The sequence below is a fragment of the Pontibacter flavimaris genome, from assembly GCF_001907195.1.
Lineage (GTDB): Bacteria > Bacteroidota > Bacteroidia > Cytophagales > Hymenobacteraceae > Pontibacter > Pontibacter flavimaris.
In genome coordinates, this window is sequence record NZ_LVWA01000002.1 from 80,712 (window position 1) to 93,908 (window position 13,197).

The 13,197-nt window shown below is 53.7% G+C and carries 9 protein-coding genes; 8 read left to right on the plus strand and 1 reads right to left on the minus strand.

Translation table 11 applies throughout. The features are described from left to right. Window positions 1–166: 166 nt before the first annotated feature. Entirely contained in the window at window positions 167–4,354 is a 4,188-nt protein-coding gene (locus A3841_RS00310) for a hybrid sensor histidine kinase/response regulator (RefSeq protein WP_083610088.1), read from the minus strand. Window positions 4,355–4,688: 334 nt separating this feature from the next. Here A3841_RS00310 and A3841_RS00315 point away from each other — a divergent pair, with 334 nt between their 5' ends. From A3841_RS00315 to A3841_RS00350, 8 genes are all read left to right on the plus strand, one after another. Then, window positions 4,689–5,540: an SDR family oxidoreductase gene (locus A3841_RS00315; RefSeq protein ID WP_073850311.1), complete on the plus strand. Its 852-nt coding sequence runs from the start codon at window positions 4,689–4,691 to the stop codon at window positions 5,538–5,540. 13 nt (window positions 5,541–5,553) lie between these two features. Continuing rightward, window positions 5,554–6,792, plus strand: a complete 1,239-nt coding sequence (uxuA, locus tag A3841_RS00320) for a mannonate dehydratase (protein ID WP_073850312.1) — start codon at window positions 5,554–5,556, stop codon at window positions 6,790–6,792. Window positions 6,793–6,909: 117 nt separating this feature from the next. Beyond that, window positions 6,910–7,749 (plus strand): 5-dehydro-4-deoxy-D-glucuronate isomerase, encoded by an 840-nt coding sequence (kduI, locus tag A3841_RS00325; protein ID WP_073850313.1) that lies wholly within the window; start codon window positions 6,910–6,912, stop codon window positions 7,747–7,749. A 7-nt stretch (window positions 7,750–7,756) separates the two neighbouring features. Continuing rightward, entirely contained in the window at window positions 7,757–8,545 is a 789-nt protein-coding gene (locus A3841_RS00330) for a gluconate 5-dehydrogenase (RefSeq protein ID WP_073850314.1), read from the plus strand. A 119-nt stretch (window positions 8,546–8,664) separates the two neighbouring features. Then, window positions 8,665–10,098 (plus strand): glucuronate isomerase, encoded by a 1,434-nt coding sequence (gene uxaC, locus A3841_RS00335; RefSeq protein WP_073850315.1) that lies wholly within the window; start codon window positions 8,665–8,667, stop codon window positions 10,096–10,098. Between the two features lies 1 nt (window position 10,099). Continuing rightward, the gene (locus A3841_RS00340) at window positions 10,100–11,140 is read left to right on the plus strand and encodes a sugar kinase (protein WP_073850316.1); all 1,041 of its coding nucleotides are present in this window, start codon (window positions 10,100–10,102) and stop codon (window positions 11,138–11,140) included. Beyond that, window positions 11,130–11,810 carry a bifunctional 4-hydroxy-2-oxoglutarate aldolase/2-dehydro-3-deoxy-phosphogluconate aldolase gene (locus tag A3841_RS00345; protein WP_073850317.1) on the plus strand — a complete coding sequence of 227 codons (681 nt, stop codon included), beginning with the start codon at window positions 11,130–11,132 and terminating at the stop codon, window positions 11,808–11,810. Before A3841_RS00340 ends, A3841_RS00345 begins: the two co-directional genes overlap by 11 nt. 22 nt (window positions 11,811–11,832) lie before the next feature. Continuing rightward, a complete protein-coding gene (locus tag A3841_RS00350) occupies window positions 11,833–13,167 on the plus strand; it encodes an MFS transporter (RefSeq protein WP_083610090.1) in 1,335 nt (444 codons plus the stop codon). Window positions 13,168–13,197 lie beyond the last annotated feature (30 nt).

The following is a 13,197-nucleotide window of genomic DNA, read 5'->3' on the forward strand; positions in this document are numbered from 1 at the left end:
CGATGAGTGCCAGCAATCCAGCCACATATCCTCTATCCCTGCTCGTCATAAATTTTCTTTCTGATTATGGAAGGAAATTTAGGAGGATCACATCGAACAGAAATCCGGAAATGGGTATACAGAAGTTCAGAAGGGAGTAATAAAGTGCGCAAGAGGGGTTCCTGCCCTATACTTTCTCAGAATCCAGGAATTTTCTGGCGTAAGCGGTGGGTGTTTCGGAGAAGTGACGCTGGAAGCACTTGCTAAAGTACTTCGGGTTCTTAAAGCCTACCTCGAAACCTACCTGCGATATGTTGAGCTTGTTCTGCTCCAGCAGTTGCGCGGCCCGCTTCATACGCATGGTAAGTATAAAATCATTCGGGGTCAGGTTGGTCCATGCCTTGATCTTGGTAAACAGCATGGTGCGGCTCACGCCAAGCTCCTCGCAGAAGGTAGCGATGTCAAAATTTTCATTGGAGATGTTTTCCTCCACAATTTGCAGGGCTTTTTCCAGCAACTTCTCGTCCATAGACGTGATGGTGATATCGCTGGGTTTGATAAAAGACTCGCTGGCAAACCTTTCCCGCAGTTTTTTCTGGGATTGCACCAGGTTCCGGACTTTTATTTTCAGTTCCCTGGCATCAAACGGCTTCGTTATATAATCATCCGCACCGGTTTCCAGGCCGTCGAACTTTGCATCTGGCGAGGTGCGGGCCGTGAGAAGTATAACCGGGATGTGGCTGGTCCGGATATCGGATTTTAAGCGCGAGCAGAATTCAATTCCGTCCATTTCCGGCATCATCACATCACTGATGATCATATCCGGGGAATGCCCCAGGGCAAGCTCCATCCCTTCCCTGCCGTTGCCAGCCTCCCAAACCGTGTAGTTATCCTGAAACAGCTGCTTTATGAACCGGCGCAGCTCCTCGTTGTCCTCCACCACCAGGATAGACGCCTCATGCCTTACCCCCTTCTCCATCTCCTCTCCTTCCTCCGCCTGGGCAAGAGGCAGTAAATTCCTGACTTCGCTTTCGAGGTGAAGGCCCTTGCCGACAACATGAGACAGCATCTGGTTCTGGCTTAGGTGCTGGTGCCCCACCGGGAGCGACACGATGAAAGTACTTCCCTCGTCTTTTTTGCTATCGACCCGGATAGTGCCCGCGTGCAGGTCTACAATGCCTTTGGCAAGTGCCAGACCTATGCCCGTTCCCTTGTTATACTTGTTGACCAACAGCCTGTCGCGGGAGTCCACCTCGTAAAAACGGTCGAATATTTTGCCTATATGCTCCTGATCGATCCCGATGCCCGTGTCGGATACCTTTATTTCCACGTGGTCGGCAAATGCATCTACACGCACTGCCACCTTCCCCCCGGGAGGCGTATACTTAAAGGCATTCGAAATCAGGTTGAAGACAACCCGCTCCATCTTATCCCTGTCGAACCATACATTTATGGGTTTAGTGGCCGCCTCAAAAGTATACTCAAACTGAAGCACACCGGCGTACTGCCGGAAGGACTGAAAGATACCCTCCACAAAGCTTACCAGATCCTCCTCGGCCACCTTTAACTGCAGGTGCTTGTCTTCCAGCTTCCGGAAATCCATCAGTTCGTCGATCAGGTGCAGCATTCTGTTGGCATTGCTTTCTATTTCCAGCAACTGCTTTTGCTCCCGCTTCTCGCCCTTAAAGTTCTCGATCAGCTGCCCCAACGGCCCCAGCACCAGCGTAAGCGGCGTGCGGAGTTCATGCGAGATGTTGGTGAAGAACTGCAGCTTCATCTTGTTAAGCGATTGCTGCTTCTCGTGCTGCAGGTGTTCCAGTTCCAGCTCATGCCGGAGTTTGGAGCGGGATAGGATAATATTCACCAGCAAGTATAAGGCTATCAGGATGATACAACCATAGAGGAGGAAGGCCCACCAGGTCTTCCAGGGGGCAGGATCCACCGTGACCTGCAGGGTGGTGGGGGTAGGGTTCCAGGTATTGTCGCTGTTGGCGGCCTTTACCTCAAAAGTATAGGTGCCGGGTTGTTGTATGGTATAGGTGGCGCTGTTGTCGCTGGTATAGACCCAGTTCTCCTCCAGTCCTTTCAGCCGGTAGGCGTAGTGGTTCTTCTGCGAGTTTATAAAGTTAGGGATCGCAAACTCGATGGTGAAGATCGCCTGGTCATAATCCAGCGTGAGCTCCTTTGTTTCAGAAAACGCTTTTCGAAGCACACTTTCCGGGGTTGCCGGTTTTACGGTTTGGCCAAATAGCTTAAAATTGGTCAGCACCACCGCCGGGGTATAGGCATTGGCCACAATGCTGTCGGGGTGGAAACTGGTAAGGCCTGCCACGCTGCCAAAGTACATGTGGCCGCTGCGTGTGCGGAGGCTGGAGTTATTGTTATACTCATTGGAGATCACCCCGTCGGCCTCGCTGAACACTTTGTAGGCCCCGGTTTCGGGGTTAAATTTAAGTATCCCCTGGTTCGTGCTGATCCAAAGGTTGCGGGACTTATCCTCCAGAATGCCATGGATAATATTGCTGGCCGACCCCGTCATCGCACAAAGGTCATAGTTAGTGAACTTGCCGGTGGAAGGGTTGAACAGGTTCAGGCCCGACTTGTTGGTGCCTGCCCAAACCCTTGCCTGGCTGTCCTCAAAAAGCACGGTCACGTCCTCGCTGGCGCTTTCCCCAACACCAAAGAAGTACTGCTGAAATTGCCTCTTTCCGGCCAGCGCCTCCGCCACAGGAATCCGGTTCAGGCCGTACTGCGTGCCCAGCCACAGGTTTCCCCTGGAGTCTTTCAGGACAGAGCGCACCAGGTTGCTGGTCAGGTTGCAGGCGTCCCCGGCCCTGATACTTTGGATGCGGCCGGACCTGATATTGAACAGGTTGAGGCCGCCGCCATAGGAACCCAGCCAGAAAAGGCTGTCGTCCTGCTGAACGATGGCATAGATGTTATTATCGCTCAAACTGCTTCGAGTGTCCGGTCCATGTTCAAAGTGGCGGACAGCCCCGGTCTGCAGGTTCAGAATATCCAAGCCCTCGTTAAAGGTGCCGATCCAGAGGTTATTGCCGGCATCCAGGTAAAGCGACTTGATGTTGTTGCTGCTAATGGAGTTCTTCCCCTTTTCAATGTAGCTGAAGGTTTGGGTAGCAGGGTGGAGCACATTGATGCCGCCGCCTTCCGTGCCTATGTACAGGTTTCCTTTCCTGTCCTCCACCATGGCGCTCACCACATCAAAGCTCATACCTGCCGGGCCGGATTTATACCTGTAGTTCCTGAAATTGCTATGCTGCGGGTCGGCCATGTTGATGCCGCCGTAGTACGTGCCAACCCAGATGGAGCCGTTGGTATCCACATAAATGGACTTGACAGAGTTTTTACTGAGCGATCCCGGGTTGTCCTTATTATTAACCATGCGATGGAATCGTTCGTTTCGCAGGTCCAGCACATTAAACCCGCCATAGGTCCCGATCAGCAGCTCGCCCTGCTCATTAAAGGCCAATGCCCTTACATCGTTATCGCTCAGGGAGTTCGGGTCAGCGGGATGATGCTGATACGCCCGGAAGGTGTTGCTTTTCCGGTCCAGTTTATTCAGGCCGCCGCTCTTGGTACCTATCCAAAGGTCTCCCCTGGCATCCTCTGTTATAACCTGGGTAAAGTTATCGTTCAGGGAGGCGCTGTTTCCCGGTTCGTTCAGATAACGATCGAACCGGATACGGCCTTTGGAGCTGACGATCATCTTGTTGAGCCCGTTGGTGGTGGCCACCCAGATAAACCCCTCACTGTCCTCGAAGATGTCCTTTACATAGCTATCCGAGAGACTGTAAGCATCGTTGGGGTTATGGTAGAACCGCTGGAAGGTATTGGTTTCCCTGTCGAACCGGTTCAGCCCTTTGGAGGTGCCCACCCACACATCCCCGCTGCTGGACGCATGCACGGCCCACACGCTGTTCCCGGAAATAGTGGTGCTGTCGTCGGCTATGTTAAAGTAGCTGATAAACTTATCATCCTCATAATCATACTTGTTCAACCCATTAAAGGTGCCCACCCACAAGTCGCCCTTAGTGTCTGTGATCACCTCAATGATATCGTTATGGCTTATACTTTGCAGGTCGGCGGCATTGTGCCTGTAGACAGTAAACCTGTTCCCATCATACTTGTTGAGCCCATCCCTTGTCCCGAACCACATGAGCCCGCGATGATCCTGCGTGATACTGATTACGGAGCTCTGGGAAAGCCCCTCGGAGGCTGTCAGGTGTTGGAAAGACAAATCACGCCGCTGCGAGAGGGCGGGCGTAAGTATGGCAAGCAGCAGCACGCAAAGTATAAACCGCGCAAAACTGCCGTTTCCGATCAGGGCCTTTCTCAAGTATGGGGTATTTGCCATATCCTAAGATGATAATATTAAATCAGATCTGCAACATAGGGTAAGTGACTAATTACAAACAGGAAGCGATTTATACTTTCCTGTGTCTCCGAAAGCTTTTCTGCACCGTTGCCCCAGCCTCATCAGAGCGGTTTTATACTTTAAGATGCCTTGTTGTACGTGGCTCCAGCCTAATCATCCACAATCCTATCCCTTCATAATAAATTGATTATAAGGCCCTTGTATTAATATACTCCAATCCTGTACGATTGTACACCTTTTACCCATGGCGCTTTTTCGGGCTTGCAGGGTAAAGCATCTATATTGCTGAACACCTCACATCGAATTAAACAAGATGGAAAAAGCAACGCAAGATTTAGCCGGAAAGGTAGCCGTGATAACCGGCGGTGGCGGCGTACTGTGCTCTACCATGGCACACGCCTTAGCTGCCCACGGCGCCAGGATAGCAGTACTCGATTTAAAAGCAGAAGCAGCCGAAGCAGTAGCCGAAGCCATCCGCCGGCAAGGTGGCCAAGCCATAGGCTTAGCGGCCAACGTGCTGCAGAAAGAAAGCCTGCAGGCAGCGCATGAGCAAATAACCAAAGAACTGGGTCCCTGCGACATCCTGATAAACGGCGCCGGCGGCAACCACCCGAAAGGGACCACTTCCAAGAACTTCCTGTTCCCGGAAGATCTGAATAACCAGCAGGAGGAACTGAAGACCTTCTTTGATATGGACCCGGAGGGAATCAAGTTTGTGTTTGACCTGAACTTTATCGGTACGCTGCTGCCGACGCAGGTTTTCGCCAGGGATATGGTCGGCAAAGAAGGCGCCACCATCATCAACATCTCCTCCATGAACGCGTTCCGGCCGCTGACCAAGATTCCGGCTTACAGCGGCGCCAAGGCAGCTATCTCCAATTTTACGCAGTGGCTGGCGGTACACTTCTCGAAGGCAGGCATACGCGTCAATGCCCTGGCCCCGGGCTTCTTCCTGACAGAGCAGAACAGAACTTTATTAACTACCTCAGACGGCCAGCTGACCGAGCGGGGCAACACGATCATCTCCCACACCCCGATGGGCCGCTTTGGCACGCCCGACGACCTGACAGGAACTTTACTATGGCTGTGCGGCAGCGGCTCCAGGTTTGTGACCGGGGTGGTCGTGCCAATTGATGGTGGATTCAGTGCATTTAGCGGAGTATAAAAACAGAAGAACTATGAGCTTAGAACAAACCTGGAGATGGTATGGTCCGAAAGACCCTGTCTCGTTAGCAGATATCCGGCAGGCAGGTGCCACGGGCATTGTTACGGCCCTGCACCACCTCCCGAACGGCGAAGTATGGACAGTAGATGAGATCATGACGCGTAAGGCGATGATCGAACTGGCCGGGCTCACCTGGTCGGTAGTAGAGAGCGTGCCGGTGCATGAGGACATCAAAAAGCGAACGGGCAACTACGAGCGGTACATTGCCAACTACAAGCAGACCCTGCGCAACCTGGGCACCTGTGGCATCGACATCGTGTGCTACAACTTTATGCCCGTGCTGGACTGGACGCGCACCGACCTGGATTACCTGATGCCGGACGGCTCCACGGCGCTACGCTTTGACGCGACAGCCTTTGCCGCCTTTGAGTTATACTTGCTGAAAAGACCCGGGGCAGCGCAGCATTACAGCGAAGCCCAACAGCAAAAGGCAAAGCAATACCTGGAAATGCTGACTGATGAGCAGGAGTCCATACTTATCAAAAACATTATTGCCGGCCTGCCGGGCTCTGAGGAGGGTTATACGTTGGAAGCGTTCCAGGAAGTGCTATCAACCTATGATACCATCGGCCCGAAAGAACTGAAGGAAAACCTGATTTATTTCCTGCGCCAGGTGATTCCGGCCGCCGAAGAAGCCGGCGTTGTCATGGCGATTCACCCGGACGACCCGCCCTACCCTATACTTGGTTTGCCGCGCGTGGTGAGCACCGAGCAGGATATAATGGATCTGTATGAGGCTGTAGATAGCCCTAACAATGGCCTTACTTTCTGCACCGGCTCCTTTGGCGTACGGCCTGATAACGACCTGGCGGGTATGGTACAGCGCCTGGGCAACCGCATTCATTTTATCCATTTAAGAAGCACCCGCCGCGATGAGGAGGGCAACTTCTATGAAGCCGATCACCTGGATGGCGACGTGGACATGTTTGCGGTCATGAAAGCGCTGCTGGAAGAACAAAACGCCAGGAAAGCCGCCGGAAGAAAAGACCTGCGCATGCCATTCCGACCGGACCACGGCCATAAGATGCTCGACGACCTGACGAAGAAAACCAACCCCGGCTACTCGGCCATCGGAAGGCTTCGGGGATTGGCGGAACTCCGCGGCCTGCAGTTGGCCATCGAGCGGTTTATGGAGCAGAAATCGAAACTTTCCGAATCAATAGCGCAAACGACGCAAGCGCCCAAAGCATAACACTTTCATGTTGCGAAGACTGGAGAGGGTTACCCCTACCCGTTCCAGTCTTCACATTTCACCAGGCTCTGACGAGGAGCAGTTTAGACTTTACCCATACTTATAAAACTTCTTACCATGAGTGTACATCATACGACCAGACATGCCATTCACCCGCTTGACTTTAAGAGTTATGACACAACCAGGCTGCGCGAGAATTTCCTGATGGAGCAGCTTTTTGTGCCCGATACCATTCAACTGGTGTATACCTTGTATGACCGCCTGATCGTGGGAGGTGCACATCCGGTAACAGCGCCTGTACGGCTTGACACCTTCCCTACCCTGCGCTCGGAGAACTTCCTGGACCGGCGCGAAATCGGCATCATCAACGTGGGGGCGGATAGCAGCATTACCGTCGACGGGGAGGAAATTACCCTGAGGAACAAGGAAGCTTTGTACATCGGGAAAGGTGTAAAGGAAGTATTATTCCACCCGGCAGCAAACGGCGAAACCCGCTTCTATTTTAACTCGGCTCCGGCGCACCGCTCCTGCCCTACCCGCAAAGTTACGTTTGAAGAAGCCGAAACAGTGGAGCTTGGTTCCCTGGAAACGGCCAATCACCGCATCATCCGAAAGCTACTGATCAACACCGTGGTAGAAACCTGTCAGTTGCAGATGGGCCTGACCGAGCTTCAGAAGGGTAGCGTCTGGAACACCATGCCGGCCCACACCCACGACCGCCGCATGGAAGCCTACTTTTACTTTGATCTGCCTGAAAACCAGACGGTCTGCCACTTCATGGGCGAACCGGATGAAACACGGCACCTGTGGGTGAAGAACAACCAAGCGATCGTTTGTCCGCCCTGGTCCATCCACAGCGGCGCAGGCACCTCCAATTATACTTTTATCTGGGGCATGGCCGGCGAGAATTTAGATTACAACGACATGGATCCGATAGCCACCACTGATTTAAAATAAACGCCCGATGACACAGCTATTCGATTTAACCGGAAAGGTAGCCCTGGTAACAGGCGCCACGCACGGGTTGGGTATGGCCATGGCCACTGCGCTCGGTAAAGCCGGCGCTACCTTGGTGGTAAACGGCAATACGCCCGGGAAAATGGAGCGCGCCCTGGCCGCCTACCAGCAAAATGGTCTTAACGTAACAGGCTATTTGTTTGATGTTACCGACGAAGAACAGGTAAAAGAGAACGTGGCGCGCATAGAGCAGGAAGTAGGACCGATTGCCATACTTGTAAACAATGCCGGCATGATTCAGCGCACCCCGGCGCTGGAGATGGAAGTAGCCGATTTCCGGAAGATTCTGGACGTGGACCTGACCGGCCCCTTCATCATGTCCAAGCAGGTGGGCAAGTATATGACAGAGCGCCGCGAAGGCAAGATCATCAACATCTGCTCCATGATGAGCGAGCTGGGACGTGACACGGTTTCGGCTTATGCAGCGGCGAAAGGCGGCCTGAAAATGCTGACCAGAAACCTGGCGACCGAGTGGGCAAAGTATAATGTGCAGGTAAACGGCATTGGCCCGGGTTATTTTGCCACCGACCAAACAGCACCTATCCGTGTGGACGGCCATCCTTTTCACGATTTCATCATCAACAGAACGCCGGCCGGCAGATGGGGCGACCCGGAAGACCTGGCGGGCGCCACCATATTCCTGGCAAGCAAAGCCAGCGATTTTATAAACGGACAGATCATCTACGTGGATGGCGGCATATTGGCCACCATCGGGAAACCGCTGAATGAGAAGTAATTCCGCTATAGATACTTTATAATTCAAAGCCGCAGAACCTGGCTGCCTGAAGCATCATTAGCTATACCGGATCGCTGGCCGACTTTAAAAATTGCCTGAAGCACAAGCCTTAAAACAATATGAACATACCGACGCAAGCTACGACAACCGCTTCTTTCCTGGACGAGGATTTTCTTTTGGAGACGGAGTCGGCGCGCCAGCTCTACCACCAGCACGCCAAAGATCTACCCATTATCGATTACCACTGCCACCTCTCGCCCGAGGACATTGCCCAGGACCGCAGATTCAAAAACCTGACGGAGATCTGGCTCGAAGGCGACCACTACAAGTGGCGGGCCATGCGCACCAACGGCGTGGCGGAAAAATACTGCACCGGCAACGCTTCGGATTATGAGAAGTTCGAGAAATGGGCCGAGACTGTGCCTTATACCATGCGCAACCCGCTTTACCACTGGACGCACATGGAACTGAAGCGTCCGTTCGGAATAGAAAAGATCCTGAAGCCGGAAACAGCACGCGAAATCTACGACACCTGCACTGAAATGCTGCAGTCTGACGGGTTCAGCGTGCGCGGCATACTTAAGAGGATGAACGTAGAGGTGATCTGTACCACAGATGACCCGGTTGATAGCCTGGAGCATCATCAGAAACTCAAAGCTGATGGGTTCGAAATAAAAGTACTGCCTACCTTCCGTGCTGATAAAGTAGTTTTTATCAACAACACAGAAGTATACCTGCCCTACCTGCAGCAGTTGGAAGCAGCTTCAGGCGTGAGGATTGACAGCTTCCAAAGCCTTCTTCAAGCTATCAAACAACGCCACGACTTCTTCCACGTCAACGGCTGCCGCCTCTCCGACCATGGCCTGGAAACCATTTACGCAGCCGATTACACCCGGAAAGAAGTTGAAGCTATTTTCCAGAAAGCGCTTAGCGGGCAACGCCTGACTGCAGCAGAAGGGCTAAAGTATAAATCGGCCATGCTCGTGGAACTGGCCCTGCTGGACCATTCCAAAGGCTGGGTACAGCAATTCCACCTGGGTGCGTTACGCAACAACAACACCCGCAAACTGCGCGAACTCGGCCCCGACACCGGTTTCGACTCTATCGGTGATTTTGATATCGCCCCGCAACTCTCCCGGCTTATGGATCGCCTGGACAACACGGACCAACTGGCCAAGACCATACTTTACAACCTCAACCCGAGCCAGAACGAAGTATACGCCACCATGATCGGCAACTTCAACGACGGCACCACGCCGGGAAAGGTACAGTACGGCTCGGCCTGGTGGTTCCTGGATCAGAAGGACGGTATGGAGAAGCAACTGAACGCACTTTCCAACATGGGCTTGCTGAGCCGCTTTGTGGGCATGCTCACCGACTCGCGCAGCTTCCTTTCCTACCCGCGCCACGAGTACTTCCGCCGCATACTTTGCAACATGATCGGCAACGATGTGGAGAGCGGCCAGCTACCAGCCAGCGAGATGGAATGGATCGGCCAGTTGGTGGAGAACATCTGCTATTACAACGCGAAATCATACTTCAACTTCGACTAACATGATGGCTACCTTATCCAACACAGGCAAAGTGCTCTCTTTTGGCGAGCTGTTGCTGCGCCTCTGCCCCGATGAGGCGGGCGAGTGGCTGGCAGACAACCATCTGCCCTTTTACGTGGGCGGTGCCGAGGCAAACGTGGCCACGGCCCTTGCCTTGTGGGGAGTGCCTTCGGCTTATCTGACGGCCCTGCCCGACAACTTCCTTTCCAGCCAATTGGTAGCCTACTTGCAAAGCAGAAAGGTAGTAACTGACACCATTTTGTTGCAGGGCGAGCGCGTGGGCCTGTATTACCTGCCCAAGGGAAAGGACCTGAAGAACACGGGCGTGATCTACGACCGCGCCGGATCATCCTTCGCCGGTTTGAGGCCCGGCATCATCGACTGGGACAAGGCTTTGGAAGGAGTCTCGTGGCTGCACCTGAGCGCCATTTGCCCGGCCCTGAACCAGGCGGTGGCCGACGTATGCCGCGAAGCCCTGCAGGCAGCCAAGGAGAGGAACGTCTTCGTCTCCCTCGACCTTAACTACCGGGCCAAGCTGTGGAAGTATGGCCAGGAGCCGGTGGAAGTGATGCCCGAACTGGCCCGTTACTGCGACCTGATCATGGGCAATATCTGGGCGGCAAACAAAATGCTGGGCATACCACTGGACGACACTTTAGTTGAAGGTGGAGAAAAGGAAAGCCTGCTGCAACAGTCCCGGCTCACTTCTGAAGCCATCCTGGAAAGGTTCCCCCGCTGCCGCACGGTCGCTAACACGTTCAGGTTCGACTATGAGGAGGGGATTCGCTACTACACCACACTCTATACCCAAAACGAACTGGAAGTCTCGCCCGAATACCGCTCCAGACAGATTCTCGACAAGGTGGGCAGCGGTGACTGCTTCATGGCCGGGTTGATCTACGGCTTTTACAACAGACTCTCCCCCTCCGATACCCTGGCCTTTGCCACGGCCGCGGCCTTTAAAAAGCTATTTATACCCAGCGATACCACGACCAGCACAGTAGCCGAAATACAGCAAACCATGAGCGCTTATGCCAACTAAAGAAACGTTACCAAAACAAACAGCCCTTGACGCCATCCTGGCACAGGGACTGCTGCCCCTCTTCTTTTACGAGGACCCACAGGTAAGCCTGCACATCATCCAGGCGCTCTACCGGGCCGGCATCCGTACGCTCGAGTACACCAACCGGGGCGAGGCGGCGCTTGAGAATTTCACATACCTCAAACAGCAACTGGGCCAAACTCACCCTGACCTGCAGTTGGGAATCGGCACCATCAAAACTACAGACGAGGCCAAGGCCTTCCTCCAGGCCGGCGCCGATTACATCGTGGCTCCGATTGTAAGTCCCCAAGTGGGCGACCTGGTGCACGAGGCCGGGCGGCTCTGGATCCCGGGCTGCTTTACGCCTACCGAAGTACACCTGGCCCGGCAGCACCAGGCGGCCCTCATCAAGCTTTTCCCTGCCAACATCCTGGGGCCAGCTTTTGTCTCTGCTATCAAAGAGCTCTTCCCCGGTCAGCTGTTCATGCCTACCAGTGGCGTCGAGATCGATCCCGGCAACCTCAGCGCCTGGTTCAGCGCAGGCGTCTGCGCCGTCGGCATGGGCAGTAAACTCATCTCCAAAGACATACTGGAAGAGAAGCAATACCAGAAGCTGGAAGAGCGCACTAAGCAAGCCTTACACCTCCTCCAGACTACTCGAAATCTATAGTTAACCCCCTAAATTATCAGCTATGCCCACGATAGACATTACAGCACCTAAAAAGGCCCAGGAGCCGCAGCAACAGCAGCAAAAAGCAGGCAATTACCGATGGGTTGTGGTCGCCCTGCTCTTCTTCGCCACCACCATCAACTACCTGGATCGCCAGGTAATCGGACTGCTCAAACCCACGCTGGAAGCGCAGTTTAACTGGACCGAGCAAGACTATAGCTACATTGTAATGGCCTTTTCGGGATCCTACGCGCTGGGTTTGCTCTTTTTCGGCCGGCTGATTGACAAGATCGGCACCAAGCTCGGCTATACTATTTCGGTTGTGGTTTGGAGTGTCGCTGCGATGGCCCATGCAGCAGCCAAAGGAACCATAGGTTTTGGTGTAGCGCGCGCAGCCCTGGGAATAAGTGAGGCTGGCAACTTCCCGGCGGCCATTAAAGCCGTGGCGGAGTGGTTCCCTAAAAAGGAAAGAGCGCTGGCAACAGGTATCTTCAACTCAGGCGCCAACATTGGCGCTGTGGCCGCTCCCGTGTTGGTACCCTGGATTTTAGGCGCCTATGGTTGGGAAGAAGCGTTCATCATCACCGGCGCTATCGGATTTATCTGGCTAATCTTCTGGTGGTTGTTTTATGAGATCCCATCCAGGCAAAAGCGGTTGACGGCGGAAGAGTACGCATTTATACATAGCGACAGCGAACAGGTGGTCGTGGAGCCGACAGGGGCCGTTAGTTGGAAAAAACTACTTGCCCTAAGACAAACCTGGGCTTTTGTGGTAGGCAAACTGCTGACAGACCCTATCTGGTGGTTTTTCCTGTTCTGGTTGCCTTCCTACTTCTCCACCACCTTCCACATCGACCTTTCCAAGCCCAGCCTGCACCTGGCGGTAGTTTATACAGCCACCACAATTGGCAGTATCGGCGGAGGTTACCTGTCCTCATACTTCATCAAAAAGGGCTGGCCGGTGTTTAAGGCGCGGAAAACTGCCATGTTCATTTTCGCCCTCTGCGTGGTGCCGATCATGGCAGCCCGCTACGCCACGGATATCTGGGTGGCTGTGGGGCTGATCAGCCTTGCCGCTGCTGCGCACCAGGCCTGGAGCGCCAACATTTTCACGACCGCCTCGGACATGTTCCCCAAGCGTGCCGTAAGCTCTGTGGTCGGTATAGGTGGCATGGCCGGCTCTATAGGCGGTTTCATGTTCCCGGCGCTGGTGGGTTTTATACTTGCCAGCTATGAGGCAACGGGTAACCTGGTGGGCGGCTACAATGTAATTTTCACGATCTGTGGCTTTGCCTATTTAGCTGCGTGGTTGCTGATGCACTTCCTGACACCGACCATGAAAGAAGTGGAAGTATAAGTCCTATACCGTCAAACTTATATTGGCTAA

Coding starts and splice junctions, on each gene's coding strand:
- A3841_RS00310 (WP_083610088.1), bottom strand. CDS start 4,354: ATGGCAAATACCCCATACTTGAGAAAGGCCCTGATCGGAAACGGCAGT.
- A3841_RS00315 (WP_073850311.1), top strand. CDS start 4,689: ATGGAAAAAGCAACGCAAGATTTAGCCGGAAAGGTAGCCGTGATAACC.
- uxuA (WP_073850312.1), top strand. CDS start 5,554: ATGAGCTTAGAACAAACCTGGAGATGGTATGGTCCGAAAGACCCTGTC.
- kduI (WP_073850313.1), top strand. CDS start 6,910: ATGAGTGTACATCATACGACCAGACATGCCATTCACCCGCTTGACTTT.
- A3841_RS00330 (WP_073850314.1), top strand. CDS start 7,757: ATGACACAGCTATTCGATTTAACCGGAAAGGTAGCCCTGGTAACAGGC.
- uxaC (WP_073850315.1), top strand. CDS start 8,665: ATGAACATACCGACGCAAGCTACGACAACCGCTTCTTTCCTGGACGAG.
- A3841_RS00340 (WP_073850316.1), top strand. CDS start 10,100: ATGATGGCTACCTTATCCAACACAGGCAAAGTGCTCTCTTTTGGCGAG.
- A3841_RS00345 (WP_073850317.1), top strand. CDS start 11,130: ATGCCAACTAAAGAAACGTTACCAAAACAAACAGCCCTTGACGCCATC.
- A3841_RS00350 (WP_083610090.1), top strand. CDS start 11,833: ATGCCCACGATAGACATTACAGCACCTAAAAAGGCCCAGGAGCCGCAG.